This window comes from Shewanella jiangmenensis (assembly GCF_018596335.1).
Taxonomy (GTDB): Bacteria; Pseudomonadota; Gammaproteobacteria; order Enterobacterales; family Shewanellaceae; genus Shewanella; species Shewanella jiangmenensis.
Window position 1 is genome coordinate 1 of record NZ_JAHEPS010000017.1, and the last position, 15922, is coordinate 15922.

Genomic DNA, 15922 nt, shown 5'->3' on the forward strand with positions numbered 1-15922 from the left:
AGTCAGCGTGGCCTGGGCAGTCTACGTGAGCGTAGTGACGGGCATCAGTATCGTACTCGATGTGAGAGGTATTGATGGTAATACCGCGCTCACGCTCTTCTGGAGCGTTGTCGATCTGAGAGAAGTCTTTCGCTTCGCCACCGAAGTGCTTAGACAGCACGTGGGAGATAGCAGCAGTCAGAGTGGTTTTACCATGGTCAACGTGACCGATGGTGCCCACGTTTACGTGGGGTTTAGTACGTTCGAATTTAGCTTTAGCCACGATATATTCCTTTCTTTTCAGAAACGCCCGCCACACAGACGGGCAATATCAGTTTGTGTAACAGTTAGTACCCTAGCTGGACATCAGCTGCGGGCTTCAATAACTGCCTTTGCAATGTTCTGCGGAGCGTCGGCGTACTTGAAAAACTCCATGGAGTAAGACGCACGACCCTGAGTTGCTGAACGCAAATCAGTCGCATAACCAAACATTTCAGACAGAGGTACCACAGCATGGACTATCTTAACGCCACCGACGCCATCGTCCATACCTTCAATCAGACCACGACGACGGTTCAGATCCCCTACTACGTCACCCATATAGTCTTCAGGTGTGGTTACTTCCACCTTCATACAAGGCTCGAGCAACACCGGGCTTGCCTCAAGCGCACCCTTTTTGAAGCCCATTGAACCTGCAACTTTGAAGGCCATTTCGTTCGAGTCCACCTCATGGTAGGAACCATCGAACAGGGTAACCTTCACGTCCAGCACAGGGAAGCCGGCGAGTACGCCGTTCTTCATCTGTTCCTGGATCCCTTTGTCAACGGCAGGGATGTATTCCTTCGGAACCACACCACCTACAATGCCGTTAACGAATTCATAGCCGGCGCCGTCTTCGTTTGGCTCAATCTTAAGCCAGACGTGACCGAACTGACCACGACCGCCTGACTGACGCACAAACTTACCTTCGGCTTCGACTGAAGCGCGGATGGTTTCGCGGTAGGCAACCTGAGGTTTACCTACGTTACACTCGACGCTGAACTCGCGACGCATACGGTCTACGATAATGTCCAAGTGTAGCTCACCCATACCGGAAATCAGCGTTTGGCCTGACTCGGCGTCGGTTTCTACGCGGAAGGATGGATCTTCAGCAGCCAGCTTTTGCAGCGCGATGCCCATCTTTTCCTGGTCGGCTTTAGAGCGTGGTTCCACGGCAATGGTAATTACCGGCTCGGGGAACTCCATACGCTCCAGAATAACCTTGTGGTCCATGTCACACAGGGTATCACCGGTGGTCACTTCTTTCAGACCAATGGCGGCAGCGATGTCGCCGGCGCGCACTTCTTTGATCTCGTGACGGTCATTGGCGTGCATCTGTACCAGACGGCCGATACGCTCGCGCTTCTGCTTCACCGAGTTATATACCTGGGCGCCGGATTCCAGCACACCTGAGTACACGCGGATAAAGGTCAGCGTGCCCACGAACGGGTCGGTAGCAATCTTGAACGCCAAGGCAGCGAAAGGGGCGTTGTCGTCGGCGTGACGCTCAACTTCCTTCTCGCTCTCATCGATACCTGTGATGGCGGGTACGTCGATTGGCGCGGGCAGGTATTCCACCACGGCATCGAGTACGGCCTGAACACCTTTGTTCTTAAAGGCGCTGCCACAGGTAGCGAGTACGATTTCGTTATTGATGGTGCGCTGGCGCAGTGCGGCCTTGATTTCGGCTTCGGTCAGTTCACCTGATTCCAGGTACTTCTCCATCAGCTCTTCAGAGGCTTCTGCAGCGGCTTCCACCAAATATTCGCGCATCTCGGCCGCTTTATCGGCGAGATCCGCTGGAATTTCTTCATAAGAGAAGGTCATCCCCTGGTCAGCTTCGTTCCAGTTGATGGCTTTCATCTTGATAAGGTCGATCACGCCCTTGAACTGATCTTCGGCACCGATATTCAGCTGAATCGGTACGCAGGTCGCGCCAAGGCGCTTGCGGATCTGGTTGCAGACACGATCAAAGTCAGCACCGGCACGGTCCATCTTGTTTACGAAAACCAGACGGGGTACACCGTACTTGTTGGCCTGACGCCAAACGGTTTCAGACTGAGGTTCTACGCCAGACGCGCCACAAAATACAACCACAGCGCCGTCGAGCACGCGCAAAGAACGCTCTACCTCAATGGTAAAGTCTACGTGTCCGGGGGTATCGATGATGTTGATGCGGTGTTCGGTGAACTGAGCGTCCATCCCGCGCCAGAAGGTAGTTACGGCAGCAGAGGTAATGGTAATACCACGCTCCTGCTCCTGAACCATCCAGTCAGTGGTCGCAGCGCCATCGTGTACCTCACCGATTTTGTGAGACAGGCCAGTATAAAACAGTACACGCTCAGTGGTGGTTGTTTTACCTGCGTCAACGTGAGCACAGATACCGATGTTACGGTAACGCTCAATGGGAGTTGTACGAGCCACGATGATAATCCTCTATACCGGAAGGGCTTCCGGCAAAATCCGTAGCGGCGGGGACTGCCGAAACAGTCCCCGCCATTTTTATTACCAGCGGTAATGTGCGAACGCTTTGTTCGCTTCAGCCATGCGGTGAACGTCTTCACGTTTCTTCACTGCAGTGCCTTTGTTTTCGGATGCATCCAGCATTTCGCCAGCCAGACGCAGAGCCATAGATTTTTCACCACGTTTACGAGCTGCTTCAACCAACCAGCGCATCGCCAGAGCGTTGCGACGTACTGGGCGGACTTCACAAGGAACCTGGTAGGTAGAACCACCAACACGGCGAGATTTTACTTCCACTGAAGGACGAACGTTGTCCAGAGCAGCTTCCATAATCGCCAGATGATCAGCGCCTTTCTTCTCAGCGATCACATCAAGGGCCTTGTAAATGATTTTTTCTGCGACGGATTTCTTACCGTCTTGCATAATGACGTTGATGAACTTAGCCAGCAACTCACTATTGAACTTTGGATCAGGCAGGATTTTGCGCTGACCTACTACGCGACGTCTTGGCATAACAATTCTCCGTATGCTTCAGGTATTTCCAAAACTGGAAGTTTAAAATTAAGCTTGGCCTTACTTAACGGATAACCATTAAGACTTAGGACGCTTGGCACCGTACTTAGAACGAGCCTGACGGCGAGCGTTAACGCCAGCACAGTCCAGAGCGCCACGAATAGTGTGATAACGAACACCTGGCAGGTCTTTAACACGACCGCCACGGATCAGGATCACACTGTGCTCTTGCAGGTTGTGACCTTCACCGCCGATGTATGAAGTAACTTCAAAACCGTTGGTCAGGCGCACACGAGCTACTTTACGCAGTGCAGAGTTTGGTTTCTTTGGGGTGGTGGTGTACACGCGAGTACAAACACCACGCTTTTGTGGGCACGCTTCCAGCGCTGGCACGTTGGTCTTGTCGACCTTCGGTGCGCGTGGTTTACGTACCAACTGGTTTACAGTTGCCATGTTTTGCTCCGTTTAGTTGAAAAAGCTCAACGTAAGGGTGTAAAAATCTAATCCCACAGTAGTGGGACGCGGAATTTTAGAAAGGTCGGGGCAGACTGTCAAGAAATAGCCAACTTTTTGGCCCGTTTGGGCACAAAAAAGGCGCCTTACGGCGCCTTTTTTACAGAGCTGTTACTTAGTCCTGGCTACCGGCCAGATTCAGCAGATCCGCCAGGTTCTGCTCAGCTTCGCTGGCAGTGATGGTCGGAGTCACAGCTACCTCACCCTGGGCACGAGCCTTGGCGCGGTTCTTGTGGTACGCGAAACCGGTACCGGCAGGGATCAGACGACCCACGATCACGTTCTCTTTCAGACCGCGCAGGTTGTCGGACTTGCCGCCAACGGCCGCTTCGGTCAGAACGCGGGTGGTTTCCTGGAACGAAGCCGCAGAGATGAACGACTCGGTCGCCAAAGATGCCTTGGTGATACCCAGCAGATCGCGCTCGAACTTGGCAGTCAGCTTACCGGCTGCTTCCAGTTCGCGGTTAGCGATCTTAACGCGGGATACTTCCACCTGCTCGCCAACCAGGAACTCAGAGTCACCGGCTTCGGTGATGATGCACTTACGCAGCATCTGGCGAATGATCACCTCGATGTGCTTATCGTTAATCTTCACGCCCTGCAGACGGTATACGTCCTGCACTTCGTTGACGATGTAGTTGGCCACGTTGTGGATGCCACGCAGACGCAGAATGTCATGGGCTGACTCTGGACCGTCGGCGATAACTTCACCACGCTCAACCTTTTCACCTTCGAACACGTTCAGGTTACGCCACTTTGGAATCATTTCCTCGTAAGCATCGCCACCGTCGTTCGGGGTGATAACCAGACGGCGCTTACCCTTGGTTTCTTTACCGAAGGAGATAGTACCGCTGATTTCGGCCAGGATCGCAGGCTCTTTCGGACGACGGGCTTCGAACAGGTCCGCAACCCGTGGCAGACCACCGGTGATGTCGCGGGTCTTGGACGATTCCTGAGGAATACGTGCCAGCGCGTCACCCACGCTGATGCGGGCGTTGTCGTCCAGGTTCACAATCGCGTTGCCCGGCAGGAAGTACTGCGCAGGAACGTCGGTGCCTGGAATGGTCAGGTCGTTGCCATTGTCATCTACCAGGCGAACTGCTGGACGCATTTCTTTACCGGCAGAGGTACGCTGACCTACGTCCAGTACCACGATAGAAGACAGACCGGTCAGTTCGTCGGTTTGACGGGTGATGGTTACACCGTCAATCATGTCTACGAACTTAATGTTACCTGCCACTTCAGTGATGATTGGGTGAGTGTGCGGATCCCAGTTCGCGATGATCTGGCCGGCGTTCACTTCAACACCTTCTTTCACGTCAAGCACAGTACCGTAAGGCACCTTGTAACGCTCTTTCTCACGACCCAGCTCATCGATGATGGCCAGCTCAGAAGAACGGGACACGATAACCAGTTTGCCGTCACTGTTGGTAACGAACTTGGCGTTGTGCAGTTTCAGGGTACCGGCATTCTTCACCTGTACGCTGTTCTCGGCAGAAGCTCTCGATGCCGCACCACCGATGTGGAACGTACGCATCGTCAGCTGTGTACCTGGTTCACCGATTGACTGGGCTGCAACCACACCAATGGCTTCACCCATGTTGATGATGTGACCACGGGCCAGGTCGCGGCCGTAACACTTGGCACATACACCAAAGTCGGTTTCACAGGTAATAACAGAGCGAACCTTCACTTCGTCAACGCTGTGCTTCTCGAGCTTGTCACACCATGCTTCATCGAGCAGGGTGTTACGTGGCGCGAGTACTTCATCGGTACCTGGGTAGAACACGTCTTCAGCAACTACACGGCCCAGTACGCGCTCACGCAGCGGCTCAACCACGTCACCACCCTCGATGAGCGGCTTCATGGACAGACCTTCGGTCGCGCCGCAGTCGTCCTGGATGATCACCAGATCCTGCGCCACGTCTACCAGACGACGAGTCAGGTAACCGGAGTTCGCTGTCTTCAGTGCGGTATCCGCCAGACCCTTACGGGCACCGTGGGTAGAAATAAAGTACTGCAGTACGTTCAGACCTTCACGGAAGTTCGCCACGATTGGCGTTTCGATGATAGAGCCGTCTGGCTTGGCCATCAGACCACGCATACCCGCCAGCTGACGGATCTGAGCGGCACTACCCCGTGCGCCTGAGTCGGCCATCATATAGATGCTGTTGAACGACTTCTGCTTTTCTTCTTCGCCATGACGGTTGATCACTGTCTCGGTAGACAGGTTTTCCATCATCGCCTTGGACACCTTTTCGTTGGCACTTGCCCAGATGTCGATGACCTTGTTGTAACGCTCACCGGCGGTTACCAGACCAGATTGGAACTGTTCCTGGATCTCGATAACTTCGGCTTCGGCGTCGGCCACCAGAGAGTATTTCTCTTCTGGGATCACCATGTCGTTGATACCTACAGACGCACCGGAGATGGTGGCGTACTGGAAACCGGTGTACATCAGTTGGTCGGCGAAGATAACAGTATCTTTCAGACCCAGCTGACGGTAACAGGTGTTCAGCAGCTTGGAGATCTGCTTCTTGCCCATGTCCTGGTTCACCAGGTCGAAAGACAGACCGGCTGGCAGGATTTGCGACAGAATGGCACGACCAACAGTGGTATCGACGATACGACGCTGCTTGGTACGCTCACCGTTGGCACCAATGATGGTTTCGGTGATACGCACTTTTACGCGGGCGTGCAGTTCGGCAGCACCTACGCGGTATGCTTTTTCAGCTTCGGCAACAGATTCGAACGCCATGGCTTCGCCACGACCGTTCACGCGCTCACGGCTGATGTAGTACAGACCCAATACCACGTCCTGTGACGGAACGATGATTGGCTCACCGTTGGCTGGCGACAGGATGTTGTTGGTAGACATCATCAGTGCACGGGCTTCGAGCTGAGCTTCCAGGGTCAGCGGTACGTGTACCGCCATCTGGTCACCGTCGAAGTCGGCGTTGTATGCCGCACACACCAGTGGGTGCAGTTGGATTGCCTTACCTTCAATCAGTACAGGTTCGAACGCCTGAATACCCAGACGGTGCAGTGTTGGTGCACGGTTGAGCAGTACCGGATGTTCGCGGATCACTTCATCCAGAACGTCCCACACCTCTGCAACTTCACGCTCTACCATCTTCTTGGCGGCTTTGATGGTGGTGGCCAGGCCACGACCTTCCAGCTTGCCGTAAATGAAAGGCTTGAACAGTTCGAGTGCCATTTTCTTTGGCAGACCGCACTGATGCAGACGCAGGGTAGGACCTACGGTAATTACCGAACGGCCTGAGTAGTCAACGCGCTTACCGAGCAGGTTCTGACGGAAACGACCTTGCTTACCCTTGATCATGTCGGCCAGGGATTTCAGAGGACGCTTGTTAGAGCCGGTGATGGCGCGGCCACGACGACCGTTGTCCAGCAGCGCATCCACAGATTCCTGCAGCATACGCTTTTCGTTGCGTACGATGATGTCTGGCGCAGCCAGATCCAGCAGACGCTTCAGACGGTTGTTACGGTTGATCACGCGGCGATACAGATCGTTCAGATCAGAAGTCGCGAAGCGGCCGCCGTCCAGCGGAACCAGCGGACGCAGATCCGGTGGCAGAACTGGCAGCACTTTCAGGATCATCCACTCTGGCTTGTTGCCAGAGGTGTAGAAGGCTTCCATCAGCTTCAGACGCTTGGTCACTTTCTTGCGACGGGTCTCAGAGTTGATAGAAGGCAGCTCTTCGCGCATCTGCTCGATTTCTTTCTCGAGGTCAATGGCACGCAGCAGCTCCAGCACGGCCTCGGCGCCCATCTTGGCGTCGAATTCATCACCGTACTCTTCCAGAGAATCCAGGTAGTTTTCTTCGGTCAGCATCTGACCGCGCTCCAGGCTGGTCATGCCTGGCTCGATAACGACGTAAGATTCGAAATACAGCACGCGCTCGATATCACGCAGGGTCATATCCAGCATCAGACCGATACGGGACGGCAGTGATTTCAAGAACCAGATGTGGGCAACTGGGCTCGCCAGTTCGATGTGACCCATGCGCTCACGACGCACTTTGGTCTGGGTAACTTCAACGCCGCACTTCTCACAGATAACACCGCGGTGCTTGAGACGCTTGTACTTGCCACACAGACACTCGTAGTCCTTCACAGGGCCGAAGATGCGGGCACAGAACAGACCTTCACGCTCAGGCTTGAAGGTACGGTAGTTGATGGTTTCTGGCTTTTTAACTTCACCAAAAGACCATGAACGGATCAGATCAGGCGAAGCCAGACCAATCTTGATGCCTTCAAACTCTTCGGTCTTACCCTGCTGTTTCAGAAACTTTAATAAGTCTTTCACGTTTCTCTCCTGAAGGAGTTAAACCAGGTGTCCAGCCCGGAAGCCGGACACCGTGTTAATTACCAACGCGCTTGGCGCCCTGTTACTCTTGATCCAGCTCGATGTTGATACCGAGCGAACGGATCTCCTTCAGCAGTACGTTGAAGGACTCAGGCATGCCAGGTTGCATCTGGTGGTTACCGTCCACGATGTTCTTATACATCTGAGTACGGCCGTTCACGTCATCGGACTTAACAGTGAGCATTTCCTGGAGGGTGTACGCAGCACCGTATGCTTCCAGGGCCCACACTTCCATCTCACCGAAACGCTGACCACCGAACTGGGCTTTACCGCCGAGTGGCTGCTGGGTAACGAGACTGTAAGAGCCGGTAGAACGGGCGTGCATCTTGTCGTCTACCAGGTGGTTCAGCTTGAGCATGTACATGTAACCTACGGTTACTTCACGCTCGAACGCATTACCGGTACGGCCATCAAACAGACGCAGCTGACCAGAGGTTGGCAGGCCAGCGAGTTCGAGCATCTGCTTGATCTCTTTCTCTTTGGCACCGTCAAACGCAGGAGTCGCAGTTGGCAGACCGTCTTTCAGGTGCTTGGCCAGGCGAACGATTTCTGCATCGGTGAAAGACTCGATGTCGACTTTCTGCTTGGCTTCGCCCAGATCGTAGGCTTGCTTGATGTAATCACGCAGCTCGGCCACTTCGCGCTGTTCTTCCAGCATGGCGTTGATGCGGTTACCAATGCCCTTGGCAGCGGCACCCAGGTGAACTTCCAGAACCTGACCGATGTTCATACGAGATGGTACGCCGAGTGGGTTCAGTACGATATCCACTGGGTTGCCGTGCTCGTCGTATGGCATGTCTTCGATAGGACAGATCTTGGAGATCACACCCTTGTTACCGTGACGACCGGCCATCTTGTCACCAGGCTGGATGGTACGCTTAACCGCCAGGTAAACCTTAACGATCTTGAGTACGCCCGGAGCCAGGTCATCGCCCTGGGTGATCTTGCGACGCTTGTGCTCGAACTTCTTGTCGAAGTCGGCTTTCAGCTCTTCGTGCTGCTCAGCGAGCTGCTCGAGTTCAGTCTGCTTGGTTTCGTCATCGATAACCTGAGCCAGCAGTTCCTTGCGTGGAATACCAGCCAGCTGTGCTTCGGTGTAACCGCTGGCCAGCAGCAGGTTACGGGCACGGCTCAGAACACCTTCTTCAAGGATCTTGAACTCTTCGGACAGGTCCTTACGGGCCTGAGCGATGTGCATCTCTTCGATTTCGATGGCACGCTTGTCTTTTTCTACGCCGTCACGGGTAAACACCTGAACGTCGATAACGGTACCGGTTACTGAGTTAGGAACGCGCAGTGAGCTGTCCTTAACGTCAGAAGCCTTTTCACCGAAGATGGCGCGCAGCAGTTTCTCTTCCGGAGTCAGCTGGGTTTCGCCTTTTGGCGTTACCTTACCAACCAGAATGTCGCCGCCCTTCACTTCTGCACCGATGTAAACGATGCCTGACTCGTCGAGTTTCGACAGAGCAGACTCGCCCACGTTCGGGATGTCAGCAGTGATTTCTTCGCTGCCAAGCTTGGTGTCACGCGCGATACAGGACAGTTCCTGAATGTGAATAGTGGTGAAACGGTCGTCCTGAACTACACGCTCAGAGATGAGGATGGAGTCTTCAAAGTTGTAACCGTTCCATGGCATGAACGCCACGCGCATGTTCTGACCCAGAGCCAGGTCACCAAGGTCAGTAGAAGGACCGTCAGCCAGTACGTCACCACGTACAACTGGGTCGCCTACCTGACAGCATGGACGCTGGTTGATACAGGTGTTCTGGTTAGAACGGGTGTATTTGGTCAGGTTGTAGATGTCGATACCGGCTTCGCCTGGGCGCAGCTCTTCTTCGTTCACCTTCACCACGATGCGGCTGGCATCAACGTAGTCAATCACACCGCCACGCTTGGCGGCCACTACTACGCCTGAGTCCACGGCCAGAGCACGTTCAATACCAGTACCTACCAGCGGCTTTTCAGCGCGCAGGGTTGGAACGGCCTGACGTTGCATGTTCGCGCCCATGAGTGCGCGGTTGGCGTCGTCGTGTTCAAGGAACGGAATCAAAGATGCTGCAACAGAGATGATCTGCTGTGGCGATACGTCCATGTACTGGATGTCAGAGGCGCGCATAAAGGTAGATTCACCTTTATGACGACAGGCAACCTGCTCTTCCAGGATGCGGCCTTCGTGGTCCAGTTCGATGTTGGCCTGTGCAATCACATAACGGCCTTCTTCGATAGCAGACAGGTATTCAACGTCGTCAGTTACTACGCCATCAACCACTTTACGGTATGGAGTTTCCAGGAAGCCGTAAGAGTTGGTGCGGGCGAAGGTTGCCAGCGAGTTGATCAGACCAATGTTCGGACCTTCAGGGGTCTCAATTGGACACAGACGACCGTAGTGAGTTGGGTGTACGTCGCGGACTTCGAAGCCAGCTCGCTCACGGGTCAAACCGCCCGGGCCAAGGGCCGAAATACGGCGCTTGTGCGTCACTTCAGACAGCGGGTTGTTCTGGTCCATAAACTGAGACAGCTGAGAAGAGCCGAAGAACTCTTTCACTGCCGCAGAAATTGGCTTGGCGTTGATGAGATCCTGAGGCATCAGCTCGTTCAGGTCGCCCAGAGACAGACGCTCACGTACAGCACGCTCTACACGCACCAGACCGACGCGGAACTGGTTCTCGGCCATTTCGCCCACAGAGCGAATACGACGGTTACCCAGGTGGTCGATATCGTCCACTTCATCGTTACCGTTACGGATTTCGATGATTTTCTTCATCACCGCAACGATGTCTTCTTTGGTCAGAACGCCGTTGCCCACGTCGTCAGCGATTTCCAGGCGACGGTTGAACTTCATACGACCTACTTTAGACAGGTCATAACGCTCTTCGCTGAAGAACAGGTTCTGGAACAGGGCTTCGGCAGCATCCTTGGTTGGCGGCTCGCCAGGACGCATCATGCGGTAGATTTCAACCAGCGCTTCGAGGCGGTTGGTTGAAGAATCGATACGCAGGGTGTCGGACATGTAGGCGCCGTGATCCAGCTCGTTGATATAGAGCGTGGAGATGTCCTTGATGCCGGCCAGAGACAGCTGAGCCAGATCTTCCAGGCGGATTTCGTTGTTGGCAGTCACCAACACTTCGCCGGTATCCGGATCGATGTAGTCTTGAGCGGCAATCTTACCAACGATGTACTCAACCGGTACTTCCAGTTCAGTAGTGTTGGTTTTTTCCAGCTGGCGGATGTGACGGGCAGTGATACGACGGCCCTTTTCAACCACGATGTTGCCTTCGCCGTCCTTGATGTCGTAGCTGGCGGTTTCGCCACGCAGACGCTCAGGAACCAGCTTCATCACCAGGGTGTCTTTCTTGATGCTGAAATCTACGCGCTCGAAGAAGATATCCAGGATGTCCTGGGTAGAGAATTCGAGGGCACGCAGAATGATGGTCGCAGGCAGTTTACGACGACGGTCGATACGGACGAACAGCGCGTCTTTCGGATCGAACTCGAAGTCCAGCCAGGAACCACGGTAAGGAATGATGCGAGCGTTATACAGCACCTTGCCTGAAGAGTGAGTCTTGCCACGGTCGTGGTCGAAGAACACACCTGGAGAGCGGTGCAGCTGAGATACGATAACGCGCTCGGTACCGTTGATAACGAAGGTACCGTTTTCAGTCATCAGAGGGATATCCCCCATGTAGACTTCTTGTTCTTTAATGTCTTTAACCGTGCCAGGAGCGGCTTCACGGTCAAACAGCACCATGCGCAGTTTTACGCGCAGAGGGGCAGAGTAAGTAACGCCACGGATTTGGCATTCTTTCACATCAAATACTGGCTCACCCAACTTGTAGCTGACGTACTGCAGCTCAGAGTTACCGGAAAAGCTCTTGATGGGGAAAACGCTGCGGAAGGCGGCTTCCAAACCGCGCTCACCGGTAGGATCTTGATCGGTGAACTTCTTGAAAGAATCTAACTGAATAGACAGCAGGTAAGGAATGTCCAACACCTGTGGACGCTTACCGAAGTCTTTGCGAATACGCTTCTTTTCAGAATAGGAGTAAACCATGGGTTTCCTCTTGCTTGCTTGCGAGATGTGACCAAGACTGAACTAACTCTTTGTTAATCCAGCACGTTTGCCCATCACCGTTGAAGGCAAGAACCTAACCAATAATCACTGCTAGGGACTGCAGACTTTGGCGATAAACGGTGAAAAAAATCGCCGGCGCTTACAGCGCAAAAAAGGCCGACGGCTAAAAAACCGTCAGCCTCCATCCGGGATTGCTCCCGGATGATGCAAGCTAATGAATAGCTTACTTGATTTCTACAGTGGCGCCAGCTTCAACCAGCTCTTTCTTCAGAGCTTCAGCTTCTTCCTTAGAAACGCCTTCTTTAACTGCTACTGGAGCAGCTTCAGACATGGCCTTGGCTTCTTTCAGACCCAGACCGGTAGCGCCACGGATTACTTTGATCACGCCAACTTTGTTGTCGCCGTGAGCAGTCATAACTACGTCGAACTCGGTCTTCTCTTCTACAGCAGCGCCGGCATCAGCAGCACCGCCAGCAACTACGGCAGCAGCAGCAGAAACACCGAACTTCTCTTCCATAGCTTCGATCAGTTCAACAACTTCCATTACAGACATAGCTGCAAAGGCTTCGAGGATTTGGTCTTTAGTGATAGACATAACAAAAATTTCCTAATGTTCTGAATTCAATTAATTCAAGCGGCCAGCTTAAAATTAAGCGGCTTCTTGCTTTTGATCGCGCAGAGCGGCCAGAGTACGAACGAACTTGCCAGCAGATGCTTCTTTCATAGTCATCATCAGCTGTGCCAGTGCTTCTTCGTAAGTTGGCAGTTTTGCCAAACGATCAATGTCAGCTGCAGGGATGAAGTTCCCTTCGAAAGCTGCACCTTTAACTTCGAATTTAGCTTGCTCTTTCGCGAAGTCTTTCAGAAGACGTGCGGCGGCACCTGGGTGCTCGGTAGAGAAAGCAATCAAAGTTGGGCCGGTGAACACATCGCTCAGGCACTCAAAAGCAGTACCTTCAACTGCACGACGAGCCAGGGTGTTACGTACAACACGTACGTACACGCCGTTGGCGCGAGCAGCTTTACGCAGAGTGGTCATGGCGCCTACAGTAACACCGCGAGAATCGGCTACTACTGCAGACAGTGCACCTTTGGCAGCTTCGTTGACTTCAGCAACAATCGCTTTTTTGTCTTCGAGTCTTAATGCCATTGGCTATACTCCTGGATTCTACCCGGGAAAACCCGGAATTTACCTACCCACCCGAGGGTGAGTGACTTACGGTGCAGAGTATCCAGCAGAAAAAATCTAAACTGGGGACTGTCACCGTCTACGCAGGGAATTAAGTGAATCGATTGATTTACACCTGCGGTCTTGGACGGAAACCCGCGATTGCCGGAGCAAAAACGGGCTTCAACCCACAAAAGTGCGCGCATTATAGACTAATGCACGCCCCTTGTAAAATTAAGCAGTGGCTTCCAGAGTACCCTGGTCTACCGCTACGCCAGCACCCATGGTGGTGGAGATGCTAACTTTCTTGACGTACTGGCCTTTGGCAGCAGCTGGCTTTTGCTTCTTCAGAGCAACCAGCAGAGCTTCCAGGTTTTCTTTCAGCTTAACAGAATCGAAATCAACCTTACCGATAGTGGTGTGGATGATACCGTTCTTGTCGTTGCGGTAGCGAACCTGACCGGCCTTGGCATTCTTAACGGCTTCAGCAACGTTAGGAGTAACAGTACCAGTCTTAGGGTTTGGCATCAGACCACGTGGGCCGAGGATTTGACCCAGCATACCTACAACGCGCATTGCATCTGGAGAAGCAATAACTACGTCGAAGTTCATTTCGCCGGCTTTAACCTGCTCAGCCAGATCTTCCATACCTACCAGCTCAGCGCCAGCAGCTTTGGCCGCTTCAGCGTTGGCACCCTGGGTGAACACAGCTACACGTACGTCACGACCGGTACCGTGTGGCAGCACGATGGCGCCACGAACGTTCTGGTCAGATTTACGTGGGTCTACGCCCAGGTTAACGGCCACGTCTACGCTCTCAACGAACTTGGCAGTAGCCAGTTCTTTCAGCAGCGCGATGGCTTCGTTGATGTCATAGGCCTTGGTTGAATCCACTTTGTCGCGGATTACGCGCATGCGTTTAGTCAGCTTTGCCATTTTAATTAGTCCTCTACTACCAAGCCCATGGAACGTGCAGTACCTTCAAGACAACGAGTCATAGCTTCGATGTCGGCACCGGTCATGTCAGCAGCTTTCAGCTCAGCGATTTCCTGAACTTTAGCACGCTTGATAGTACCCACTTTCTGGGTGTTAGGACGGCTGGAGCCAGAAGTCAAACCAGCAGCCTTCTTCAGCAGGTAAGATGCTGGAGGAGTCTTGGTTTCGAAGGTGAAAGAGCGATCGCTGTACACAGTGATCACTACTGGGATCGGCATGCCCTTTTCCATCTTTTCTGTACGAGCGTTGAACGCCTTACAGAATTCCATGATGTTCACACCTTTTTGACCCAGAGCTGGACCAACTGGTGGAGATGGGTTTGCAGAACCTGATTTTACTTGCAGCTTAATATAAGCTTCAATTTTCTTTGCCATTGTGACATTTCCTCTATTTGGGTTCTAACGCCGCAGACACTTGCCCGCTAGCTCCCCGAAAACAACGGGAGCGGATTATATAGAAAACCGCCCCCGTTGCCAAACGGATCTTGTATTTTATTTAATCAGCTTTTTTCAACCTGATTAAAGTCCAATTCAACCGGAGTAGAGCGACCGAAGATCATCACAGAGACCTTCACGCGGCTCTTTTCGTAGTCAACTTCTTCCACAGTGCCGTTGAAATCGGCAAATGGACCGTCAACCACACGCACCACTTCACCCGGATCGAACATCACGCGGTGAGTCGGAGAAGCAGTGGTTTCCTGCAGACGCTGCAGGATGGCATCGGCTTCACGGTCGGTGATAGGCGCTGGACGGTCAGAAGTGCCGCCGATAAAGCCCATCACACGTGGGATGCTCTTAACCAAGTGCCATGAGTCGTCGTTCATTTCCATCTGAACCAGCACGTAGCCGGGGAAGAACTTACGCTCACTCTTACGGCGCTGGCCGGCGCGCATTTCAACCACTTCTTCGGTTGGCACCAGCACTTCGCCGAAATACTGCTCCATGCCGTGCATCTTGATATGCTCGACCAGAGACTTGGCTACGCGGCCTTCATAACCGGAAAAGGCCTGAACCACGTACCATCTTTTCTTTGCTTCTTTAGCTTCAGTCATCGAGTTATACACCGGTGATCAGATTAACGATTTTCAGCAGTACCGCGTCCAGACCCCACAGGATCAGTGCCAGAACACCGGTCGCAGCCAGTACGATGAAGGTGGTGTTCAGCGCTTCCTGACGGGTAGGCCATACCACTTTTTTCACTTCGATGTGAGATTCACGTGCAAACGCCAGAGCTTGCTTGCCCTTTTCAGTCTGCAGTGCAATAAAGCCGGCAATGGCAAAGGCCACAATTACCGCCAGAGCACGTACTACTACGCTGGCTTCGCTGTACATCTGGTTGCCCACAATGGCGGCCGCCAGCAGCAGGATGGCTACGCCCCACTTCACGATATCCAGAGCATTACCCTGGTTTTCAGTATTTGTCGTCATCGGTTAATTCCGTTACTCACTACGGCCTGAGCTAAGTATTCCCTTGCGGGAACTGCCTGCCCGAAATCGCCCTTAAAAATTCCGCAATGCGGCGCCCGGGCTCAAAAATCGGCCATAGATTGTATTCTTATTCGGCGTGCTTAGCAAGGCCACAGCTTGGGCTAAATCCCGCGCAATACGCTTGTTTGGGAGGGTGAAAAGCAAAAGGCGACCCGAGGGTCGCCTTTTTCCAAGCCTACGCGATTAAGCGTGGATCTTGGCTACTACACCAGCACCTACAGTGCGGCCGCCTTCACGGATAGCGAAGCGCAGGCCTTCGTCCATCGCGATTGGGCAAATCAGGGTTACAACCATCTTGATGT

At 53.3% G+C, this 15922-nt stretch carries 13 protein-coding genes; all 13 read right to left on the minus strand.

The genetic code is table 11. The annotated features are described in order from the left end of the window. A partial coding sequence (locus tag KJI95_RS19170; protein ID WP_349356761.1) for a GTP-binding protein occupies positions 1–262 on the minus strand: 262 nt, incomplete at its 3' end. Between the two features lie 83 nt (positions 263–345). Continuing rightward, complete coding sequence (fusA, locus tag KJI95_RS19175; RefSeq protein WP_214508811.1) at positions 346–2442, minus strand: elongation factor G; 2097 nt, start codon at positions 2440–2442, stop codon at positions 346–348. An 81-nt stretch (positions 2443–2523) separates the two neighbouring features. Next, the gene (gene rpsG / locus KJI95_RS19180) at positions 2524–2994 is read right to left on the minus strand and encodes a 30S ribosomal protein S7 (protein ID WP_214508812.1); all 471 of its coding nucleotides are present in this window, start codon (positions 2992–2994) and stop codon (positions 2524–2526) included. A gap of 78 nt (positions 2995–3072) precedes the next feature. After that, positions 3073–3447, minus strand: a complete 375-nt coding sequence (gene rpsL / locus KJI95_RS19185) for a 30S ribosomal protein S12 (RefSeq protein ID WP_126169079.1) — start codon at positions 3445–3447, stop codon at positions 3073–3075. Between the two features lie 175 nt (positions 3448–3622). Beyond that, complete coding sequence (gene rpoC / locus KJI95_RS19190) at positions 3623–7837, minus strand: DNA-directed RNA polymerase subunit beta' (RefSeq protein WP_214508813.1); 4215 nt, start codon at positions 7835–7837, stop codon at positions 3623–3625. Positions 7838–7919: 82 nt separating this feature from the next. Then, on the minus strand, positions 7920–11948 hold the full coding sequence (gene rpoB / locus KJI95_RS19195) for a DNA-directed RNA polymerase subunit beta (protein ID WP_214508814.1): 4029 nt from the start codon (positions 11946–11948) through the stop codon (positions 7920–7922). Between the two features lie 244 nt (positions 11949–12192). Further along, on the minus strand, positions 12193–12564 hold the full coding sequence (rplL, locus tag KJI95_RS19200; protein WP_214508815.1) for a 50S ribosomal protein L7/L12: 372 nt from the start codon (positions 12562–12564) through the stop codon (positions 12193–12195). A gap of 54 nt (positions 12565–12618) precedes the next feature. Next, complete coding sequence (gene rplJ, locus KJI95_RS19205) at positions 12619–13119, minus strand: 50S ribosomal protein L10 (protein ID WP_214508816.1); 501 nt, start codon at positions 13117–13119, stop codon at positions 12619–12621. A 252-nt stretch (positions 13120–13371) separates the two neighbouring features. Then, positions 13372–14073, minus strand: a complete 702-nt coding sequence (rplA, locus tag KJI95_RS19210; RefSeq protein WP_214508817.1) for a 50S ribosomal protein L1 — start codon at positions 14071–14073, stop codon at positions 13372–13374. 5 nt (positions 14074–14078) lie between these two features. Next, a complete protein-coding gene (rplK, locus tag KJI95_RS19215) occupies positions 14079–14507 on the minus strand; it encodes a 50S ribosomal protein L11 (protein ID WP_214508818.1) in 429 nt (142 codons plus the stop codon). A 125-nt stretch (positions 14508–14632) separates the two neighbouring features. Further along, positions 14633–15184 (minus strand): transcription termination/antitermination protein NusG, encoded by a 552-nt coding sequence (gene nusG, locus KJI95_RS19220; protein ID WP_214508819.1) that lies wholly within the window; start codon positions 15182–15184, stop codon positions 14633–14635. A gap of 4 nt (positions 15185–15188) precedes the next feature. Next, complete coding sequence (secE, locus tag KJI95_RS19225; RefSeq protein ID WP_214508820.1) at positions 15189–15560, minus strand: preprotein translocase subunit SecE; 372 nt, start codon at positions 15558–15560, stop codon at positions 15189–15191. A 243-nt stretch (positions 15561–15803) separates the two neighbouring features. Beyond that, positions 15804–15922 (minus strand): EF-Tu C-terminal domain-related protein (locus KJI95_RS19230; protein WP_214508821.1); only part of this gene is annotated, 119 nt, incomplete at its 5' end.

Bases quoted from the DNA above. Each gene is read 5' to 3' on its own strand.
- rpoB (WP_214508814.1), bottom strand. From the start codon at position 11,948: ATGGTTTACTCCTATTCTGAAAAGAAGCGTATTCGCAAAGACTTCGGT.
- rpsG (WP_214508812.1), bottom strand. From the start codon at position 2,994: ATGCCAAGACGTCGCGTAGTAGGTCAGCGCAAAATCCTGCCTGATCCA.
- rplJ (WP_214508816.1), bottom strand. From the start codon at position 13,119: ATGGCATTAAGACTCGAAGACAAAAAAGCGATTGTTGCTGAAGTCAAC.
- nusG (WP_214508819.1), bottom strand. From the start codon at position 15,184: ATGACTGAAGCTAAAGAAGCAAAGAAAAGATGGTACGTGGTTCAGGCC.
- rpsL (WP_126169079.1), bottom strand. From the start codon at position 3,447: ATGGCAACTGTAAACCAGTTGGTACGTAAACCACGCGCACCGAAGGTC.
- rplL (WP_214508815.1), bottom strand. From the start codon at position 12,564: ATGTCTATCACTAAAGACCAAATCCTCGAAGCCTTTGCAGCTATGTCT.
- rplK (WP_214508818.1), bottom strand. From the start codon at position 14,507: ATGGCAAAGAAAATTGAAGCTTATATTAAGCTGCAAGTAAAATCAGGT.
- secE (WP_214508820.1), bottom strand. From the start codon at position 15,560: ATGACGACAAATACTGAAAACCAGGGTAATGCTCTGGATATCGTGAAG.
- rplA (WP_214508817.1), bottom strand. From the start codon at position 14,073: ATGGCAAAGCTGACTAAACGCATGCGCGTAATCCGCGACAAAGTGGAT.